Raw genomic sequence first — 17,943 nt, 5'->3', positions numbered from 1 at the left:
AAGGCATGACCCCGGCTTTTGACCCGTCCTATGCCCGCCTGCCCGAGCGGTTCTTTGCCCGGCAGGATCCGACCCCGGGGGCGGCACCCGCTCCGGTTGTGGTGAACCGGGCGCTGGCGGCGCGGCTGGGGATCGACGCGGACTGGCTGGAAAGCGCCGAGGGCACAGCGGTTCTGGCGGGCAATCTGGTGCCCGAGGGCGCCGCGCCAATCGCGCAGGCCTATGCGGGCCATCAATTCGGCGGTTTCGTGCCGCAGCTGGGCGACGGGCGGGCGATCTTGCTGGGCGAGGTCATCGCCCCGGATGGCGCGCGCTTTGACTGGGTGCTGAAAGGCGCGGGCCGCACGCCCTGGTCGCGCGGCGGTGACGGGCGGGCCTGGATCGGGCCGGTTCTGCGCGAATATCTGGTGTCGGAAACCATGGCGGCCTTTGGCGTGCCGACGACCCGGGCGCTTGGCGCGGTGCTGACCGGGCAAAGCGTCTATCGCGACGGGTTTCACCGGCCGGGCGCGGTGATCGCGCGCATCGCCTCCAGCCATATCCGGGTTGGCACTTTTGAATATTTCGCCGCGCGGCAGGATGAAGAAGCGCTTGCAACGCTTTGCGATTATACGATTTCCCGCCATTACCCCGAGACCGAAGGCCCGCTTGGTCTGCTGGCCGCCGCGGTCAGTGCGCAGGCGAAACTGGTGGCGCAATGGCTGTCTTTCGGCTTCATCCATGGCGTGATGAACACCGACAATTGCGCGCTCTCGGGCGAGACGATCGATTACGGCCCCTGCGCCTTTCTGGACGCCTATCAGCCGCAAAAGGTGTTTTCCGCGATCGACCGTCAGGGGCGTTACGCTTATGCCAACCAGCCGCAGATCGCGCTGTGGAACCTGACGCAGCTGGCCTCCTGCCTGCTGCCGTTGATCGGCCCCGAGGCCGAGGCGGTGACGCAGGCGCAGGCGGTGCTCGACGGTTTTGCCCCCGCCTGGCAGGCCGAATGGCTGTACCGGATGGGGCGCAAGATCGGCATCGCCCGCGCCACGCCCGAGGACCGGCCGCTGATCGAGAGCCTGTTGTCGCGCATGGCCAGCGAGGGCGCCGATTTCACCCGCACCTTCCGCGGTCTGGCCACCGGGCGGGCGCGCGAGGAATTCGCCGATCCCGCCGCCTTCGACACATGGGCGCCCGGCTGGCAGGCGCGGCTGAGGCGCGAGGTGGTGCCGCAGGCTGTCCTTTCTGCCGCCAATCCGGTGCGGATCCCACGCAACCACCGCCTCGAAGAGGCGATCACCGCCGCCGTCGCGGGCGATTTCGCGCCGTTCCGGCAGCTGCAGGCGGCACTCGCCCATCCCTTTGATCCCGCGCCCGAATTTGCCGCCTATGAGGCCGCCCCCAAGGCAGAGGAACGCGTCGCCCGCACCTTCTGCGGCACCTGACTTGTGGCGGATACAATCGCGCTCTGGACCTTTCACCGGCGCGCTGGCAGGGGACCGCCATGGGACATGGTGCTGAAAATCTCCGCGGAAGTCTGTTGATGGTGCTTGCGATGGCGGGCTTCGCCATCGAGGACATGTGCGTCAAATTCCTTGCCGGGCATCTGCCGGTGGGCGAGATCCTGATGCTTCTGGGCATCGGCGGCACGGCGATCTTTGCGACGCTGGCCCTGCGCAACGGCGACCGGCTGGTGTCGCGCGATCTGCTGGCCCCGGCGGTGATCGGGCGCAATTTCGGCGAGCTGATCGGCACGCTGGCCTTCGTCTGCGCCGTGGCCTTCACGCCCTTGGCCGAGGCCTCGGCGATCTTGCAGGCGACGCCCTTGGCCGTGACGCTGGGCGCCGCGCTGTTCCTGGGCGAGCAGGTCGGCTGGCGGCGCTGGTCGGCGATCGGCGTCGGCTTTCTGGGCGTGCTGATCGTGATCCGCCCCGGCACCGAGGGCTTTTCGGTGCTCTCGCTTTTCGCCGTCGTCGCTGTGCTCGGCCTTGCCGCGCGCGATGTGGTGACGCGCCGGGTGCCCAAATCCATCACCTCGATGCAGCTTGCAACCTACGGATTTGCCTCGGTGATTCCGGCAGGTGCGCTGCTCGTCCCGTTTCAGGGCCCGATGATCCTGCCCACCGCCTTCGATCTGGCCTCGATCGCAGGGGCGCTGATCTTCGGCACGGCGGGCTATTATGCGCTGATCGCGGCGATGCGGTTGGGTGAGGTCTCGGTGATCACCCCCTTCCGTTACACCCGGCTGATCTTTGCGCTGATCATCGGCTGGGCGGTCTTTGCCGAAACGCCGGACCGCTGGACGCTGATCGGCGGCGCGATCATCGTCGCCTCGGGGCTTTACACGCTGGCCCGGCAACGCCGTCTGGCCAAGGCCGAAACCCCCGCCGCCTGACGCGAAAAATTCACGAAAAGTCGGACGCTAACAGCGCCGTTACCGCTATCAAGGGCCTTTTCGCTGCGGCTGCATTGGGCTATGCAAAAGGCGACTTTTCAATCGGAGCACTCTCATGAGCACGATCATCGACATTCACGCGCGCGAAATTCTCGACAGCCGCGGCAATCCGACCGTCGAGGTGGACGTCACCCTCGAAGACGGCACGATGGGCCGGGCCGCCGTGCCCTCGGGCGCCTCGACCGGCGCGCATGAGGCGGTGGAACGCCGCGACGGCGACAAGGCGCGCTACATGGGCAAGGGCGTGCTGGAAGCCGTGATGGCGGTGAATGGCGAGATCGCCGAGAATCTGGTGGGCGAGGATGTCACCGATCAGGAAGGCATCGACAAGCTGATGATCGAGCTCGACGGCACCCATAACAAGGGCCGTCTGGGCGCAAACGCGATCCTTGGCGTCTCGCTCGCCTGTGCGAAAGCCGCCGCCGATTTCACCGCGCAGCCGCTTTACCGCTATGTCGGCGGCACCTCGGCGCGCGTCCTGCCGGTGCCGATGATGAACATCATCAACGGCGGCGAACATGCCGACAACCCGATCGACATTCAGGAATTCATGATCATGCCGGTCAGCGCGGGCAATATCCGCGACGCCGTCCGCATGGGCTCGGAAGTCTTCCACACGCTGAAGAAAGAGCTTTCGGCCAAGGGGCTTTCGACCGGCCTTGGTGACGAGGGCGGCTTTGCGCCGATGCTCGCCTCGACCCGCGACGCGCTCGACTTCATCCTGAAGGCGATCGAAAAGGCGGGCTACAAGCCGGGCGAAGACATCTATCTGGCGCTTGACTGCGCCTCGACCGAATATTTCAAGGGCGGCAAATACGAGATGAAGGGCGAGGGCCTGTCGCTGACCTCGGCCGAGAATGTCGATTACCTGGCCAAGCTCTGCAGCGAATATCCGATCATCTCGATCGAGGACGGCTGCGCCGAGGATGACTGGGACGGCTGGAAGCTGCTGACCGATGCGCTGGGCGACAAGGTGCAGCTGGTGGGCGACGATCTGTTCGTCACCAACCCGGCGCGTCTGGCCGAGGGGATCAAGAAAGGCGTGGCGAACTCGATGCTGGTGAAGGTGAACCAGATCGGCTCGCTCTCGGAAACGCTGAAGGCGGTCGATATGGCGCATCGCGCGCGCTACACCAACGTGATGTCGCACCGCTCGGGCGAGACCGAAGACGCGACGATCGCCGATCTCGCCGTGGCGACGAACTGCGGTCAGATCAAGACCGGCTCGCTGGCGCGTTCGGACCGGCTGGCGAAATACAACCAGCTGATCCGCATCGAGGAAATGCTGGGCGAAACCGCCGAATACATGGGCCGCGCCATTCTGAAATAAGCCTCGGCTTTTTCTTGGTCCAAATACGCAAATCCCGCCGCTGGCCCTGCGCCAGCGGCGGTTTTTCTTTGACTTTGAAGCCTCCGGCGGGCGTATTTGCGCCAAGAAAAAACCCGGAGGGATCATGGGCGAAGCGGATCGGATCATCGCGCGGCTGGGGCTGGAGCCGCATCCCGAGGGCGGCTGGTATCGCCAGACCTGGGTGGCCGAGGCCGCGCCCGGGGCGCGCGCTGCGGGAACGGCGATCCTGTTTTTGCTGAAAGCGGGCGAGGCCAGCCATTGGCACCGCGTCGATGCCGCCGAGATCTGGCATTTTCACGCCGGAAGCCCGCTGGAACTGCGGATTGCCGCGCAGGACAGCGGGCCGGTGACGCGGCTCCGCCTTGGCCCCGATGTGCTGGGCGCCGAGGTGGTGCAGGGCATCGTGCCCGCGGGCCATTGGCAGGCGGCGCGGACTTTGGGCGACTGGACCCTGGTCGGCTGCACCGTCAGCCCCGGGTTCCGTTTCGAGGGTTTCGAGATGGCCGCGCCGGGCTTTGACATTCCCGGCTGATCAGCCCTCGCGCACGGGGCGGTGCATCACGCGGAAGGCCAGTTTGAACGACAAGGGGCCGACGCCAAGCGACAGCAGGAAGGCCACCGGCCAGGCGGTGAGCCAGTTGCGCAGCCAGATCAGCGCCCAGCCCTCGGGGAAGCCCTGCAGCAGGATGGAAAACAGGAAGGTCATCATCAGCGCCATCAGGCAGGAGATGAACACTTGCGCCAGGATGATGGTGCGCTTTTCGCGTTTGGGATCGGGATTTTGCATGGTCTCTCTCGATATGAAGCGCCGCGGGTTCGAGATCGACTAACTCCCGCCCCAAGGGGCGGTGACCGGGATAACCTGACCGGTCTTACGTTTTTCGGCTGAGCCTCAGATAGGGACAAAGCCGCTTTGGGTCAAGGGGGCTGACGGATTGCGGTTACTGCATCGCGGTTAGCGCGGCCGGCTGACCTTGCCGCCGCCGACCAACGCGGCGACGCCGGTCGTCGTCGGGCCCGAGGTCGGCAGGCCGCGCGCGACCCGGACCGCCAGATAGGCGAAGGCCTGCGCCTCGAGCATGTCGCCATCCAGCCCGATCTCTTCGATCGGCGCCACCGCACAGGGCAGCCGCGCGGCCAGTTCCGCCATCATCGCGGCATTGAGCCGACCGCCCCCCGAAACGAGGATCAGCTCGGGCGGGCTGGGGAAATGCTCGAAGCCGCGGGCGACGGCGGCGGCGGCGCAGGCGGTGAGCGTCGCCACCGCATCGGCATCGTCGAGCTGGTCGATGAACGACAGGGCGGCCGAAAATTCGTTGCGATCCAGCGACTTCGGCGGCATGCGGAAGAAATGCCGATGGCCGAGGAAGGCGGTCACCGCGGCCTCCTCCACCCGGCCCGAGAGCGCCAGCGCGCCGCCGATATCGGCCGTGGCGCCCAGGCGGCGGCGCATCAGATCGTCGATCGGCGCATTCGCCGGGCCGGTGTCGAAGGCCAGCACGGCGCCGGGGGTTTCGGGCGCGGGCAGGCGCGGATCAAGCCAGGTGACATTGCCCACCCCGCCCAGATTGAGAAAGGCACAAGGCGCCGAAAGCCCCGCCCATGTCGCGCAGGCGAAATGGAAGAACGGCACCAGAGGCGCCCCCTGCCCGCCCATTTCCACATCCATGGAACGGAAATCCCAGACCACCGGATGGCCCAGCACCTCGGCCAGCACCGCGCCATCGCCCGCCTGATGCGTGCGCCGCGCCCCGTGCCCCCCGTTCGGATCATGCGCCAGCGTCTGGCCGTGAAAGCCGATCAGCACCTCGCCCGCATTGTCCGGCAGATCGGCGAGCAGCGCCGAGAGCACCTCGGCATGGGCGGTCTCGACCACCTCGGCGGCCTCGGCCACGCCGTCCTGGCCCTGCCAGCGACCAAGCGCCCGATGGATCGCGCCGCGTTCGGCGGGGGTATAGGGGCGATAGGCCGTGGGGCCGAAATCGAGGATCGCATGGCCGTCAGTCAGCAGCGCCGCCGCGTCGACACCGTCCAGCGAGGTTCCCGACATCGTGCCGACGGCCCAGACCGGCCCCGTTTTTGCGCCCGTTTTCAACATCTCTTCCCCTTTTGCGCTTGCGCCGATATACGCATGGGGCCAGCCAAGGGACAAGCACGATGACTTATCATCCGAAATCGGAATTCCTGCGCGTCATCATCGAGCGCGGATTTCTGGCCGATTGCACCGATCTTCAGGAACTTGACGCCGCTTTGGCGGGGGGGATGGTGACCTGCTATATCGGCTATGATGCCACGGCGGCCTCGCTGCATGTCGGGCATCTTCTGAACATCATGCTTCTGCGCTGGTTCCAGAAGACCGGGCACAAGCCGATCACGCTGATGGGCGGGGGCACGACGAAGGTGGGCGATCCGAGCTTCCGGTCCGAGGAACGGCCGCTGCTGACGCCCGAGAGGATCGACGAAAACATCGCCGGGATGCAGCGGGTCTTTGCGCGCTATCTCGATTACAAGGACGACGGCAATGGCGCGCTGATGCGCAACAATGCCGAATGGCTTGATGATCTGAACTATCTCGACTTCCTGCGCGATATCGGGCGGCATTTCTCGGTCAACCGGATGCTGAGCTTCGAATCGGTGAAGAGCAGACTGGATCGGGAACAGAGCCTGAGCTTCCTTGAATTCAACTACATGATCCTGCAGGCCTATGACTTCCTGGAGCTGAACCGCCGCTACGGCTGTCTGCTGCAGATGGGCGGCTCGGATCAATGGGGCAATATCGTCAACGGCATCGATCTGACGCGCCGGGTGCTTGATCGCGAGATTTTCGGGCTGACGACGCCGCTTCTGACCACTTCGGACGGGCGCAAGATGGGCAAGAGCCAGGGCGGCGCGGTCTGGCTGAATGGCGAGATGCTGAGCCCTTACGAATTCTGGCAGTTCTGGCGCAATACGACCGATGCCGATGTCGGCCGCTTCCTGAAGCTTTACACCGATCTGCCGGTGGCGGAATGCGACCGGCTGGGCAAGCTGGAAGGGTCCGAGATCAACGGCGCGAAGATCATTCTGGCGAATGCGGTGACGACGCTGCTGCACGGCGCCGAAGCGGCGGCGGCGGCCGAGGCCACCGCGCGCGAGGTCTTCGAGCGGGGCGGCGTCGGCGAGGATCTGCCGCGGCTGAGCCTGAGCGCCGAGGAACTGGCCGAGGGGATCAGCCTGGCGCAGCTGGTGGTGCGCTCCGGGCTGGCGAAGACCGGCAAGGACGGCAAGCGGCTGATTTCCGAGGGCGGCCTGAAGGTCGATGACGAGATCTGCCTTGACGCGGGGCGGATGTTCTCGGCCGCCGATCTGGCCACGCCGGTGAAGCTGAGTGCGGGCAAGAAGCGCCATGCGCTGGTTTGTCTGGGCTGAGGAGGCGGTGGGGGCGCTGCCCCCACACCCCCGAGGTATTTGTCGCAAGATGAAAGGGCGCCCCAAGCGGAGCGCCCTTTTCCATTTCATCTTGCCTTAAATATCTCGGGGGGTCAGGGGGGCAGCGCCCCCCTGCGCCGCCCCCTGCGCCCGTGTCACTCGATCGTGGCCTTGACGATGTAATCCGGGGTTTCGACAAGGCCGTTCATCTCGGGCGCGCCCTTTTTCAGCGTGTCGACCAGATCCATGCCTTCGACCACATGGCCGACGATCGTGTACTGGCCGTCCAGATGCGGCGCGGGCTCGAACATGATGAAGAACTGGCTGTTGGCCGAGTCGGGGCTGGCCGAACGGGCCATGCCGACCATGCCGCGGCTGAAGGAGCGGTTCGAAAATTCCGCCGGAAGGTCGCCGTATGTCGACCCGCCCATCCCCGCCATCGACAGATCGCCGCCGCGCTTGCCGAATTGCACGTCGCCCGTCTGCGCCATGAAGCCCTCGATCACGCGGTGGAACACCACGTCATCATAGGCATGTTCATTGGCGAGCTGGGTGATGCGCTCGACATGGCCGGGGGCGACATCGGGCGTCAGGTCGATCACCACCTTGCCCGAGACCGAGCCGCCGATCTCGAGCACGAGGTTCGGGCCCGGGCCGTCGGGCGCGGTGGTGCCGTCCTGCGCCAGCGCGCCGGTGGCCGCAAAGGCCAGTGCCGTGGCGAGAAGCAGCTTACGCATCGGCCGCCACCCGCACGGTGATCATCCGGTCAGGGGAAGCCGGGGGCTCGCCACGGGCGATCTTGTCGACGAATTCCATCCCCGAGATCACCTGGCCGTAAACGGTGTATTGGCCGTTCAGGAAGGAATTGTCGGCGAAGTTGATGAAGAACTGGCTGTTGGCCGAGTTCGGGTTTTGCGACCGCGCCGCGCCAAGCGAACCGCGGGCATGCGGCACTTTCGAAAATTCCGCTTTCAGATCGGGATATTGCGACCCGCCCGTGCCAGCGCGACGGGGGTTGTAATCCTTTTCCATATTGGCGTTTTCGACATCGCCCGTCTGCGCCATGAAGCCCTCGATCACGCGGTGGAAGGCGACGTTGTCATAGGCGCCGTCGCGGGCGAGCTGCTTCATCCGTTCGCAGTGCAGCGGCGCCACATCGGTCAGAAGCTCGATCACCACCGGCCCGTCCTTGAGGGTGATGATGATGGTGTTTTCGGGATCCTTGATCTCGGCCATGGGGCTCTCCTGAATTTGGTCTGGGCGCAACTTAGGGGCTGCGGGCGGCGGTGAAAAGGGCAAAGCGACGCGGGAATTTCGTCGCAGCCGGGCGGGTTTTCGCCGCCCGCGGGACCGCAAGGCGTTGACGACCCCGTCACATCCGGGCAATTTTGCGCGAGCCGCAGGTGGACGGCCCCCGCCTTGCGACCCACAACTGGAGAACGGACATGGCTTGGAAAACGCTCGACGAGATGGATCTTGCGGGCAAGGTGGTGCTCGTGCGCGTCGACATCAACGTGCCGGTGGAAAACGGCGTGGTGACCGATGCGACGCGGATCGAGAAGATCGCGCCCACGGTCAAGGACATCCTTGCCAAGGGGGGCAAGCCGGTGCTGCTGGCGCATTTCGGCCGCCCGAAGGGCAAGCCCGTGCCGGAAATGAGCCTGCGCCCGCTCGTGCCGGAACTGGCCAAAGTGCTGGGCGTGCCGGTGAAATTCGCCGAGGATTGCATCGGCGCCCCGGCGAAGACCGCCGTTGCGGCGCTGGCCGCGGGCGAGGTGCTGCTGCTTGAAAACACCCGCTTCCATGCCGGTGAGGAAAAGAACGACCCCGAGCTGAGCGCCGCGATGGCCGCGCTGGGCGAGGTCTATGTGAACGACGCCTTCTCGGCGGCGCACAGGGCACATAGCTCGACCGAGGGTGTGGCGCATATCCTGCCCTCGGCCGCCGGGCGGCTGATGGCGGCGGAGCTGAAGGCGCTGGAAGCGGCTTTGGGCAATCCGGTGCGGCCGGTGACGGCGGTGGTGGGCGGCGCCAAGGTCTCGACCAAGCTTGACCTTTTGGGCAACCTTGTCACCAAGGTCGATCATCTGGTGATCGGCGGCGGCATGGCGAACACCTTCCTGGTCGCGCAGGGCATCGATGTCGGCAAGTCGCTGGCGGAACGCGAGATGGCGGAAACCGCGCGCGAAATCCTGGAAAAGGCCAAGGCCGCGGGCTGTGCCATTCACCTGCCCGCCGATGTGGTGGTGGCGCGCGAGTTCAAGGCGGGTGCCGAGAACGAGGTCGTCGGCAATGCCGATTGCCCGGCCGATGCGATGATCCTCGATGCCGGGCCGAAATCGGTCGAGGAAATCGCCAAGGTGTTCGAGGCCAGCAAGACGCTGATCTGGAACGGGCCGCTGGGCGCCTTTGAAATCGCGCCCTTTGACGCGGCGACGAATGCGGCGGCGCAAAAGGCGGCCGATCTGACCAAGGCGGGCAAGCTTGTGTCCGTCGCGGGCGGGGGTGACACCGTGGCGGCGCTGAACAAGGCGGGCGCGGCGGAGGATTTCAGCTACATCTCGACCGCGGGCGGGGCTTTCCTGGAATGGATGGAAGGCAAGGAGCTGCCCGGCGTCGCGGCGCTGACGAAGTAATCCGGCCCCCGGGCCGAACCGGCGGGGCGCTGCGAAGCGCCCCGTTTTTTTCATGTCTGCCACGGCTGTTAGCGAAACCGGAATTGCATCGCGTGTCACAAGGGTTTAACCGGGGGCTGCAATTGCAGAAGTCGCTGCCCGGGATGGTCCGGGCCCAGGATCGGGGGTCGAAGATGGCGAAGACGATGATGGAACACATGCGCAAGGGCGAGGGCTTCATTGCCGCGCTTGACCAGTCGGGCGGCTCGACGCCGAAGGCGCTGCGGCTCTATGGCATCACCGAAGACGCCTATTCGAACGAAACCGAGATGTACGACCTGATCCATGCGATGCGGGCGCGGATCATCAAGTCGAGCGCCTTTACCGGCGACAAGGTGGTGGGCGCGATCCTGTTCGAGCAGACGATGGACCGCGACATCGACGGCATTCCGACCGCCACCTATCTGTGGGAAAAGCGCGGCGTCGTGCCCTTCCTGAAGATCGACAAGGGTCTGGAAGAGGAAAAGAACGGCTGCCAGATGCTGAAAGCCATGCCGACGCTGGATGCGCTGCTGGAGCGCGCCGCGGAAGCCGGGATTTTCGGCACCAAGGAGCGTTCGGTGATTTCGGCCGCCGATCCGATGGGGATTGCCGCGGTGGTGAAGCAGCAGTTCGAAGTGGGCGAGCAGGTTCTGGGCGCGGGCATGGTGCCGATCCTGGAACCCGAGGTGACGATCTCGATCGCCGACAAGATCGAGGCCGAGGCGCTGCTGCGCGATGCGCTCTTGGCCGGTCTGGAAACCGTGTCCTCGCCGGTGATGCTGAAGCTGAGCCTGCCGACGGTGGACAATTTCTACCTGCCGCTGGTCGAGCATCCGAATGTGATCAAGGTCGTGGCGCTTTCGGGCGGCTATGCGCGCAATGACGCGAATGCGATCCTGGCCCGCAACAAGGGCATGATCGCGTCCTTCAGCCGCGCGCTGACCGAGGGGCTGACCGCGCAGATGACCGACGCCGAATTCGACGCGGCGCTGGGCGAAGCGATCGACAGCATCTACCGCGCCTCGATCGCCGGTTGATTGGGCGCCGGTTGATTGGGCGCGGGCTGATCTGCGCTGACAGGATCTGCGGGCCCCCATCGGGGGCCCGTTTGCTTGCGCCCCTTTTCACGCCGCGGCCTTTGTGGCATGGTTGCCGAAACGTCCGGCAGAGGCGGCAGGAAAGGCAGAGCATGAATTTTCCGAAAGGCCCGCGGGTCGTTCCCTTCGTCTTCTATTCCGCCGCCACCGTGCTGGGGCTGAACTTCGCCTTTGCCGCGATGCAGGGGCCGAACGGCATCTTTCACCGCGTGCAGGTCGATGCCGAGATCGAGAAGCTGACGGTCGAACGCGACAAGCTGGAGGCCGAAAAGGCGCGGATGGCGAATCTGACGCGGCGGCTCTCGGATGATTATCTGGACCTGGATCTGCTGGATGAACGCGCGCGCGAGGTGCTGGGCACGCTGCGCGGCGATGAAATCGTGATCCGTTAAGCGATCTTAAAGCCTGTTTTCGCGCCCGCACGGCTTCGTGCGGGCGTTTTGCTTGCGCGCGATTGCATCTTTTCGTCGCATGCTGTAGGGAATGGTTTAACGTTGAACTATCACGACCTGGGAGGCTGTCCGATGGCGACACGCAAGACCCCCGAGACCGCGGCGCAAGCGCGCCCCAATGTCTCGAAGGAAGAATTGCTCACATATTACCGCGACATGCTGATGATCCGCCGGTTCGAGGAAAAGGCGGGCCAGCTTTACGGCATGGGCCTGATCGGCGGCTTCTGCCATCTGTATATCGGGCAGGAAGCGGTGGTCGTGGGGCTCGAGGCCGCGACGAAGCCGGGCGACAAGCGCATCACCTCGTACCGCGATCACGGCCACATGCTGGCTTGCGGCATGGACCCCAAGGGCGTGATGGCGGAACTCACCGGGCGCGAGGGCGGCTTGTCCAAGGGCAAGGGCGGCTCGATGCACATGTTTTCCAAGGAAAAGCACTTCTATGGCGGGCATGGCATCGTCGGCGCGCAGGTGCCGCTGGGGGCGGGGCTGGCCTTCGCCGACAAATATCTGGGCAATGACAATGTGACCTTCGCCTATTTCGGCGACGGCGCGGCGAACCAGGGCCAGGTCTACGAAACCTTCAACATGGCGGCGCTTTGGAAGCTGCCGGTGATTTTCGTGATCGAAAACAACCAATATGCGATGGGGACGGCGCAGAAACGCTCGACCTCGACGCCCGATATCTACATGCGCGGCGAGGCTTTCGGCATTCCGGGCGAGATCGTCGATGGCATGGATGTGCTCGCTGTGAAGGCGGCCTCGGAAAAGGCCGTCGCGCATTGCCGCGCCGGTCAGGGGCCGTTCATTCTTGAGGTGAAAACCTATCGCTACCGCGGCCATTCGATGTCGGACCCGGCGAAATACCGCACCCGCGAGGAAGTGCAGAAGATGCGCGATGAACGCGATGCGATTGAAAACGTGCGGGAATTGCTGATTTCCTCGGGTCAGGCGACGGATGAGGACCTCAAGGCCATCGACCGCGAGATCAAGGCGATCGTGAACGAGGCGGCGGAATTTGCCAAGGAAAGCCCGGAGCCCGCGTTGACCGAGCTTTGGACCGACATTTACGCCTGAGGAGAGAGAACGATGGCAATTGACGTGTTGATGCCCGCGCTGTCTCCGACGATGGAGGAGGGTCGGCTGGCGAAATGGCTGGTGCAGGCGGGGGATGTGGTCAAATCGGGCCAGATCCTCGCCGAGATCGAGACCGACAAGGCGACGATGGAATTCGAAGCGGTGGACGAGGGCACGGTGGTTGAGCTGCTGGTGGCCGAGGGCACTTCGGGGGTGAAGGTGAACGCGCCGATCCTGCGGATGGCCGGGGAAGGTGTCGAGACGGCGCCCGCGCCCAAGCCCGCGCCGGTTGTTGCGGCCCCTGCCCCGGTGGCGGCGGCCCCCGTCGCGGCGGCGCCGGTGGTGTCGAAAGCCTCGGCCGATTGGCCGGAAGGCACGGCGATGAAGACGATGTCGGTGCGCGAGGCGCTTCGCGAGGCGATGGCCGAGGAGATGCGGGCCGATCAGAGCGTCTTCCTGATGGGCGAGGAAGTCGGCGAGTATCAGGGCGCTTACAAGGTGTCTCAAGGGCTGCTGGATGAATTCGGCGCGCAGCGCGTGATCGACACGCCGATCACCGAACATGGCTTCACCGGCATCGCGGTCGGCGCCGCCTTTGGCGGGCTGAAGCCGATCGTCGAATTCATGACCTTCAACTTCGCCATGCAGGCGATCGACCAGATCATCAACTCGGCGGCGAAGACGCTTTATATGTCCGGCGGTCAACTGGGTTGTCCGATCGTGTTCCGCGGCGCGAACGGGGCGGCAGCGCGCGTCGCGGCGCAGCACAGCCAGGATTATGCCGCCTGGTATGCACAGATCCCGGGGCTGAAAGTGGTGATGCCCTATTCTGCGGCCGATGCGAAGGGCCTTTTGAAATCCGCGATCCGCGATCCGAACCCGGTGATTTTCCTGGAAAACGAGATCCTTTACGGGCGGTCTTTCGAGGTGCCGGTGCTGGAGGATTTCACCGTGCCCTTCGGCAAGGCGCGGATCTGGCGCGAGGGCACGGATGTCACGCTGGTCAGTTTCGGCATCGGCATGGTGCATGCGCTTGAGGCCGCCGACAAGCTGGCGGCCGAGGGGATCAGTGCCGAGGTGATCGACCTGCGCACTTTGCGCCCGCTCGATTACGACACGGTTCTGGCCTCGGTGATGAAGACGAACCGCTGCGTCACGGTCGAGGAAGGCTGGCCGGTGGGCTCGATCGGCAACCATCTGAGTGCCACGATCATGGAGCGCGCCTTCGATTATCTCGATGCGCCAGTGATCAACTGCACGGGCAAGGACGTGCCGATGCCCTATGCGGCGAACCTTGAGAAACTGGCGCTGGTGACCTCGGACGAGGTCGTCGCGGCGGTCAAACGCGTCTGCTATCGGTGAGGGAAAGATGGCTGTGGAAATCCTGATGCCCGCTTTGTCCCCCACGATGGAGGAGGGAACGCTGGCGAAATGGCTGGTCAAGGAGGGCGATGCGGTCAAATCGGGCCAGATCATCGCCGAGATCGAGACCGACAAGGCGGTGATGGAATTCGAGGCGGTCGATGAAGGCGTGATCGGCAAGCTTCTGGTCGCCGAAGGCACTTCGGGGGTGAAGGTGAATGCCGCCATCGCCGTGCTGATCGAAGAGGGCGGCAGCGCCGAGGTTGCGCCCGCGCCGAAAGCCGCGGCCCCTGCCCCGGTTGCGGCGCCTGTGGTGGCCGCGCCTGCGGCGCCGGTCGCGCCGAAAGCGGCGGGGGGGCGGATCTTCGCCTCGCCGCTCGCGCGGCGGATCGCGGCGGAGAAGGGGCTGGATCTGGCAACGCTCTCGGGCTCGGGCCCGCATGGGCGGATCGTCAAGGCCGATGTCGAAGGCACAGTGGCGAGGCCTGCGGCGCCGATTGCGGCTGCGGTCGCAGCTGCGCCCCCTGCCCCCGCGCCGGTCTCGGCGGCAACGGTCGCGAAGCTTTACGAGGGCCGCGCCTATACCGAGATCCCGCTGGACGGCATGCGCCGGGTGATTGCGGCACGGCTGACCGAGGCGAAGCAGACGATCCCGCATTTCTATCTGCGCCGCGAGGTGCGTCTGGATGCGCTGCTGAGTTTCCGCGAGGAGCTGAACCGGCAGCTCTCGGCGCGCGGCGTCAAGCTTTCGGTCAATGATTTCATCATCAAGGCCTGTGCCCTGGCGCTGCAGGCGGTTCCGGCGGCGAATGCGGTCTGGGCGGGGGATCGGGTGCTGCAGATGCAGGCCTCGGATGTCGCCGTGGCCGTGGCGATCGAGGGCGGGCTGTTTACTCCCGTGCTGCAGGATGCCGACACGAAATCGCTCAGCCAGCTTTCGGCGCAGATGAAGGATCTGGCGAAACGCGCGCGGGACCGGAAACTGGCGCCGCAGGAATATCAGGGCGGATCCTTCGCGATCTCGAACCTGGGGATGATGGGGATCGAAAGCTTCGACGCGGTGATCAACCCGCCGCATGGCGCGATTCTGGCCGTGGGCACGGGGGTGAAGAAACCCGTGGTGAGCGCTTCGGGCACGATCGAAGTGGCGACGATGATGACGCTGACGCTCTCGGTCGATCACCGGGTGATCGATGGCGCGCTGGGGGCGGAGCTTCTGGCCGCGATCGTGTCCAATCTGGAAAACCCGATGGCGATGCTGGCCTGAGGTTTCCGAAATCTGCGAAACGGCGGCGGGGAAAACCCTGCCGCTTTTCCGTTTCAGGGGTTGGCCCAGAAGACCCGGGTCAGCTGATAAAAGATCGGCGCGGCAAAGATCACGCTGTCGAGCCGGTCCAGAAACCCGCCATGCGGTGCGATCAGATGGCCCCAGTCGCGCACGCCCTTGTCGCGCTTGATCGCCGTCATCACCAGATCGCCAAAGAAACCCATCAGCGCGAGGGCAAGACTCATCCCCATCGCTTGCAACGGGGAAAAGGGCGTCAGCCAGGACAGCGCCCCCCCGACCAGAACCGCCATCAGAATGCCGCCCGCCGTCCCCTCCCAGGTCTTCGAGGCAGACAGAGCCGGGGCAATGAGCCGCCGTCCGATCCCGCGGCTGATGGCAAACTGCGCGATGTCCGAAGTCTGCACCACCAGGACAAGAAAGGCGATCAACAGCAGATTGCGCCCCTCGAAACCCGGGATCGGCAGCCAGAGCAGCGCCGGAACATGGCTGACGCAATAGATGCAGATCATCACCGCCCATTGCGTTTCGGCCACCCGGGCCAGGAACTGCTCGGGCCGCCCCTGCAGCGCGGAAATCACCGGCAAAAGCAGGAAGACATGCACCGGAACGAACAACGCCATCAGGCTTTGCCACTCGGCGGCGAGGAACAGATACTGTAGCGGCAGGACAAAAAAGAAACTTGCCGCCAAAGTCCAGTGATCGGCGATGCTCTTTGTCGTCAATGTCAGAAATTCCCGAAGCGCGGAAAACGACACCAGCAGGAACAACCCGATCACCCCCGCCTTGCCCGCCAGCAGCGCCAGGGCCATCAGCACGGCAAAGGCCCACCAGGCGGCGATGCGGGCATTCATCGTCTCGATCAGCGGATGCGAGCCATCGGGCGCGATCGCCTCGCGCAGCAGCTGACCGAAGATCGCCGCCAGCACCAGGATCGCGCCAAGGCCGACCAGCGCCGTCCCAAGCCCGGTCATCGTGCCGCCCCCAGTTCCGCCAGCGCCGCCGCCGCGCGGGTCAGGAAACGCTCTTTCGGCTCATCGGGCGCGATGCGGATCGGCGCGCCGAAAGTGACGGTGCAGATCAGCGGCACCGGGATCACCTTGCCGCGCGGCATGACGTGGTTCAGGTTCGAGATCCAGACCGGGATCAGATCCACCGCCGGACGTTGCCGCGCCAGATGAAAGAGCCCGGATTTGAACGGCAAAAGCGGCGCGTCCGAGGTATTGCGTCGCCCCTCGGGAAACAGGATCAGGGCCGATCCCGCATCCAGCGCCGTGGTCATCTGCGTCACCGGATCTTCGGTCCGCGCCTCGGGACGGCGGTCGATCAGCACGGCGCGAAACACGTCACGGCCCGCAAAGGCGCGCAGCGGCGAGGCGAGCCAGTAATCCAGCGCCGCCACCGGCCGGGTGCGGCTGCGCAAAACCGGCGGCAGCACCGTCCAGATCAGCACGAAATCCGCGTTCGAGGTATGGTTCGAATAATAGACCCGCGGCCCATGCCGCGGCTCCGATCCCGCCCAGATCGCGCGGGGCGCGGTCAGGAGGCGGGCGAACAGCGAAATCGCGTCGCCCGCAAGCTTGGTGACGATCCGGTAGGGCAGCGCCTTGATCCGCGTCAGCCCCGCCATGCCCGGTTCAGCCCTCGCAGTCGCAACCGCGCAATTGCTGGTCCATGTTGACCGAGGGCTGCGCACAGCCCGCCTCGCCGACGATCTTCGCGGGCACCCCGGCCACGGTCTTGCAGCGCGGCACATCGGCCAGCACCACGGACCCCGCCGCAATCCGCGAATTGTCGCCGACATGGATATTGCCCAGCACCTTCGCCCCCGCCCCGATCAGCACACCATTGCCGATCTTCGGATGGCGGTCCTGCTCTTCCTTGCCGGTGCCGCCCAGCGTCACCGAATGCAGCATCGAGACATTGTCGCCCACCACCGCCGTCTCGCCGATCACGATCGAATGGGCGTGATCGATCATCACGCCGCGCCCGATCCGCGCGGCCGGGTGGATATCGACGCCAAAGGCCTCCGAGGTGCGCATCTGCACGAAATAGGCCATGTCCTTGCGCCCCTGCCGCCACAGCCAATGCGCGATGCGATAGCTTTGCAGCGCCTGATAGCCCTTGAAGAACAGGATCGGCTGCAAGAACCGGTGGCAGGCCGGGTCGCGGTCATGCACCGCCACCAGATCCGCCCGCGCCGCCGCCCCCAGATCGGGGTCCGACCCATAGGCGTCATCCGCGATCTCGCGCAGCAATTGCTCGCTCATCTCGCCCGAGGCGAGTTTGAGCGAAAAGCGATAGGCCAGCGCCTTTTCCATCGTCGCATGGTGCAAAAGCCCGGCATGGATGAGGGCGCCCAGCAGCGGTTCCTGCCCCACGGCGTCATGCGCCTCCTCGCAGATCCGCATCCATACCGGATCGATGGCAGCGACCTTCGCACGGATTTTGGACATGGCTCTCTCCTTGACTTCGGGTCAGCCTAACACAGGCTTCGCCCCTCAGATAGAGCCGTTCACCGGCGCTGCAAAGCCCCCGTGCGCGCCAGTTGCGCACCGCCGCGATCACCTCTGCAAGATCGTCGATCTCGGCCCGGTCCGGGCGCAGTCCCCGCCGCCCGGCTTCGCGCAAAGCCCGCCCCATCAGCGAGCCGTTGCCCCAGATCGGATGCGCCCGCGCCAGCCGCTTGCGGTAAAGATCGGCCCAATGCGCCTCGCACAACCATTGTGCCAGCCGCGCCGGGCGCTCGGGGGCGGCCACCAAAGCCAGAGCGCGCGCCGCGATCAGAAGATCGTCGATCAGGATCGGCCGCACACC

The 17,943-nt window shown here is 65.4% G+C and carries 19 protein-coding genes; 11 read left to right on the top strand and 8 right to left on the bottom strand.

Translation table 11 applies throughout. The annotated features are described in order from the left end of the window. Positions 1 to 5 precede the first annotated feature (5 nt). The 4 genes from LY44_RS14555 (at position 6) to LY44_RS14540 (ending at position 4,320) form a co-directional block, all read left to right on the top strand. Positions 6 to 1,427 (top strand): protein adenylyltransferase SelO, encoded by a 1,422-nt coding sequence (locus tag LY44_RS14555; protein WP_055209435.1) that lies wholly within the window; start codon positions 6 to 8, stop codon positions 1,425 to 1,427. Between the two features lie 59 nt (positions 1,428 to 1,486). Continuing rightward, positions 1,487 to 2,377: a DMT family transporter gene (locus LY44_RS14550; RefSeq protein ID WP_055209436.1), complete on the top strand. Its 891-nt coding sequence runs from the start codon at positions 1,487 to 1,489 to the stop codon at positions 2,375 to 2,377. A gap of 115 nt (positions 2,378 to 2,492) precedes the next feature. Next, positions 2,493 to 3,767: a phosphopyruvate hydratase gene (gene eno / locus LY44_RS14545; protein ID WP_055209437.1), complete on the top strand. Its 1,275-nt coding sequence runs from the start codon at positions 2,493 to 2,495 to the stop codon at positions 3,765 to 3,767. A 124-nt stretch (positions 3,768 to 3,891) separates the two neighbouring features. Then, the gene (locus tag LY44_RS14540; protein ID WP_055209438.1) at positions 3,892 to 4,320 is read left to right on the top strand and encodes a cupin domain-containing protein; all 429 of its coding nucleotides are present in this window, start codon (positions 3,892 to 3,894) and stop codon (positions 4,318 to 4,320) included. On the opposite strand, the gene LY44_RS14535 is transcribed toward LY44_RS14540, so the two are convergent. Both LY44_RS14535 and LY44_RS14530 read right to left on the bottom strand, forming a co-directional pair. Then, a complete protein-coding gene (locus LY44_RS14535) occupies positions 4,321 to 4,575 on the bottom strand; it encodes a DUF2798 domain-containing protein (protein WP_055209439.1) in 255 nt (84 codons plus the stop codon). A gap of 168 nt (positions 4,576 to 4,743) precedes the next feature. Then, positions 4,744 to 5,886, bottom strand: coding sequence for an anhydro-N-acetylmuramic acid kinase (locus tag LY44_RS14530; protein ID WP_055209440.1), 1,143 nt, complete (start codon positions 5,884 to 5,886; stop codon positions 4,744 to 4,746). Positions 5,887 to 5,945: 59 nt separating this feature from the next. Between LY44_RS14530 and tyrS the strand changes: the two genes are divergently transcribed. Beyond that, a complete protein-coding gene (gene tyrS / locus LY44_RS14525; protein ID WP_055209441.1) occupies positions 5,946 to 7,196 on the top strand; it encodes a tyrosine--tRNA ligase in 1,251 nt (416 codons plus the stop codon). A gap of 155 nt (positions 7,197 to 7,351) precedes the next feature. Here the strand turns inward: tyrS and LY44_RS14520 are convergent, their stop codons facing one another. Together LY44_RS14520 and LY44_RS14515 are read right to left on the bottom strand one after the other, a co-directional pair. Then, positions 7,352 to 7,933: a peptidylprolyl isomerase gene (locus LY44_RS14520; protein ID WP_055209442.1), complete on the bottom strand. Its 582-nt coding sequence runs from the start codon at positions 7,931 to 7,933 to the stop codon at positions 7,352 to 7,354. Continuing rightward, positions 7,926 to 8,432: a peptidylprolyl isomerase gene (locus LY44_RS14515; RefSeq protein WP_055209443.1), complete on the bottom strand. Its 507-nt coding sequence runs from the start codon at positions 8,430 to 8,432 to the stop codon at positions 7,926 to 7,928. Before LY44_RS14515 ends, LY44_RS14520 begins: the two co-directional genes overlap by 8 nt. A gap of 209 nt (positions 8,433 to 8,641) precedes the next feature. Between LY44_RS14515 and LY44_RS14510 the strand changes: the two genes are divergently transcribed. From LY44_RS14510 to LY44_RS14485, 6 genes are all read left to right on the top strand, one after another. Further along, entirely contained in the window at positions 8,642 to 9,832 is a 1,191-nt protein-coding gene (locus LY44_RS14510) for a phosphoglycerate kinase (protein WP_055209444.1), read from the top strand. Between the two features lie 173 nt (positions 9,833 to 10,005). Beyond that, complete coding sequence (locus LY44_RS14505; RefSeq protein ID WP_055209526.1) at positions 10,006 to 10,890, top strand: fructose bisphosphate aldolase; 885 nt, start codon at positions 10,006 to 10,008, stop codon at positions 10,888 to 10,890. Between the two features lie 152 nt (positions 10,891 to 11,042). Further along, positions 11,043 to 11,342 (top strand): FtsB family cell division protein, encoded by a 300-nt coding sequence (locus LY44_RS14500; RefSeq protein WP_013067430.1) that lies wholly within the window; start codon positions 11,043 to 11,045, stop codon positions 11,340 to 11,342. Between the two features lie 132 nt (positions 11,343 to 11,474). Next, on the top strand, positions 11,475 to 12,479 hold the full coding sequence (gene pdhA, locus LY44_RS14495) for a pyruvate dehydrogenase (acetyl-transferring) E1 component subunit alpha (protein WP_055209445.1): 1,005 nt from the start codon (positions 11,475 to 11,477) through the stop codon (positions 12,477 to 12,479). 12 nt (positions 12,480 to 12,491) lie between these two features. Further along, the gene (locus LY44_RS14490) at positions 12,492 to 13,841 is read left to right on the top strand and encodes a pyruvate dehydrogenase complex E1 component subunit beta (protein ID WP_055209446.1); all 1,350 of its coding nucleotides are present in this window, start codon (positions 12,492 to 12,494) and stop codon (positions 13,839 to 13,841) included. A gap of 7 nt (positions 13,842 to 13,848) precedes the next feature. Further along, a complete protein-coding gene (locus LY44_RS14485; protein ID WP_055209447.1) occupies positions 13,849 to 15,108 on the top strand; it encodes a 2-oxo acid dehydrogenase subunit E2 in 1,260 nt (419 codons plus the stop codon). A 53-nt stretch (positions 15,109 to 15,161) separates the two neighbouring features. Here LY44_RS14485 and LY44_RS14480 read toward each other — a convergent pair whose 3' ends face one another. The 4 genes from LY44_RS14480 to LY44_RS17705 are packed head-to-tail and all read right to left on the bottom strand — an operon-like array spanning position 15,162 to position 17,940. Then, positions 15,162 to 16,100, bottom strand: a complete 939-nt coding sequence (locus LY44_RS14480; RefSeq protein ID WP_055209448.1) for a phosphatidate cytidylyltransferase — start codon at positions 16,098 to 16,100, stop codon at positions 15,162 to 15,164. Continuing rightward, positions 16,097 to 16,756, bottom strand: coding sequence for a lysophospholipid acyltransferase family protein (locus LY44_RS14475; RefSeq protein WP_173644530.1), 660 nt, complete (start codon positions 16,754 to 16,756; stop codon positions 16,097 to 16,099). The genes LY44_RS14480 and LY44_RS14475 overlap by 4 nt, the downstream gene beginning before the upstream one ends. A 7-nt stretch (positions 16,757 to 16,763) precedes the next feature. Beyond that, positions 16,764 to 17,582, bottom strand: a complete 819-nt coding sequence (cysE, locus tag LY44_RS14470; RefSeq protein ID WP_055209449.1) for a serine O-acetyltransferase — start codon at positions 17,580 to 17,582, stop codon at positions 16,764 to 16,766. After that, positions 17,512 to 17,940, bottom strand: a complete 429-nt coding sequence (locus tag LY44_RS17705) for a DUF7742 family protein (RefSeq protein WP_146707249.1) — start codon at positions 17,938 to 17,940, stop codon at positions 17,512 to 17,514. Before LY44_RS17705 ends, cysE begins: the two co-directional genes overlap by 71 nt. Positions 17,941 to 17,943: the final 3 nt, after the last annotated feature.

The organism is Rhodobacter capsulatus (assembly GCF_003254295.1).
Lineage (GTDB): Bacteria > Pseudomonadota > Alphaproteobacteria > Rhodobacterales > Rhodobacteraceae > Rhodobacter > Rhodobacter capsulatus.
This window is presented reverse-complemented; position numbering and strand designations above follow the sequence as displayed.

Excerpts from the sequence above, each read along its gene's own strand:
- LY44_RS14555 (WP_055209435.1), top strand. The coding sequence starts at position 6 with ATGACCCCGGCTTTTGACCCGTCCTATGCCCGCCTGCCCGAGCGGTTC.
- LY44_RS14550 (WP_055209436.1), top strand. The coding sequence starts at position 1,487 with ATGGGACATGGTGCTGAAAATCTCCGCGGAAGTCTGTTGATGGTGCTT.
- eno (WP_055209437.1), top strand. The coding sequence starts at position 2,493 with ATGAGCACGATCATCGACATTCACGCGCGCGAAATTCTCGACAGCCGC.
- LY44_RS14540 (WP_055209438.1), top strand. The coding sequence starts at position 3,892 with ATGGGCGAAGCGGATCGGATCATCGCGCGGCTGGGGCTGGAGCCGCAT.
- LY44_RS14535 (WP_055209439.1), bottom strand. The coding sequence starts at position 4,575 with ATGCAAAATCCCGATCCCAAACGCGAAAAGCGCACCATCATCCTGGCG.
- LY44_RS14530 (WP_055209440.1), bottom strand. The coding sequence starts at position 5,886 with ATGTTGAAAACGGGCGCAAAAACGGGGCCGGTCTGGGCCGTCGGCACG.
- tyrS (WP_055209441.1), top strand. The coding sequence starts at position 5,946 with ATGACTTATCATCCGAAATCGGAATTCCTGCGCGTCATCATCGAGCGC.
- LY44_RS14520 (WP_055209442.1), bottom strand. The coding sequence starts at position 7,933 with ATGCGTAAGCTGCTTCTCGCCACGGCACTGGCCTTTGCGGCCACCGGC.
- LY44_RS14515 (WP_055209443.1), bottom strand. The coding sequence starts at position 8,432 with ATGGCCGAGATCAAGGATCCCGAAAACACCATCATCATCACCCTCAAG.
- LY44_RS14510 (WP_055209444.1), top strand. The coding sequence starts at position 8,642 with ATGGCTTGGAAAACGCTCGACGAGATGGATCTTGCGGGCAAGGTGGTG.
- LY44_RS14505 (WP_055209526.1), top strand. The coding sequence starts at position 10,006 with ATGGCGAAGACGATGATGGAACACATGCGCAAGGGCGAGGGCTTCATT.
- LY44_RS14500 (WP_013067430.1), top strand. The coding sequence starts at position 11,043 with ATGAATTTTCCGAAAGGCCCGCGGGTCGTTCCCTTCGTCTTCTATTCC.
- pdhA (WP_055209445.1), top strand. The coding sequence starts at position 11,475 with ATGGCGACACGCAAGACCCCCGAGACCGCGGCGCAAGCGCGCCCCAAT.
- LY44_RS14490 (WP_055209446.1), top strand. The coding sequence starts at position 12,492 with ATGGCAATTGACGTGTTGATGCCCGCGCTGTCTCCGACGATGGAGGAG.
- LY44_RS14485 (WP_055209447.1), top strand. The coding sequence starts at position 13,849 with ATGGCTGTGGAAATCCTGATGCCCGCTTTGTCCCCCACGATGGAGGAG.
- LY44_RS14480 (WP_055209448.1), bottom strand. The coding sequence starts at position 16,100 with ATGACCGGGCTTGGGACGGCGCTGGTCGGCCTTGGCGCGATCCTGGTG.
- LY44_RS14475 (WP_173644530.1), bottom strand. The coding sequence starts at position 16,756 with ATGGCGGGGCTGACGCGGATCAAGGCGCTGCCCTACCGGATCGTCACC.
- cysE (WP_055209449.1), bottom strand. The coding sequence starts at position 17,582 with ATGTCCAAAATCCGTGCGAAGGTCGCTGCCATCGATCCGGTATGGATG.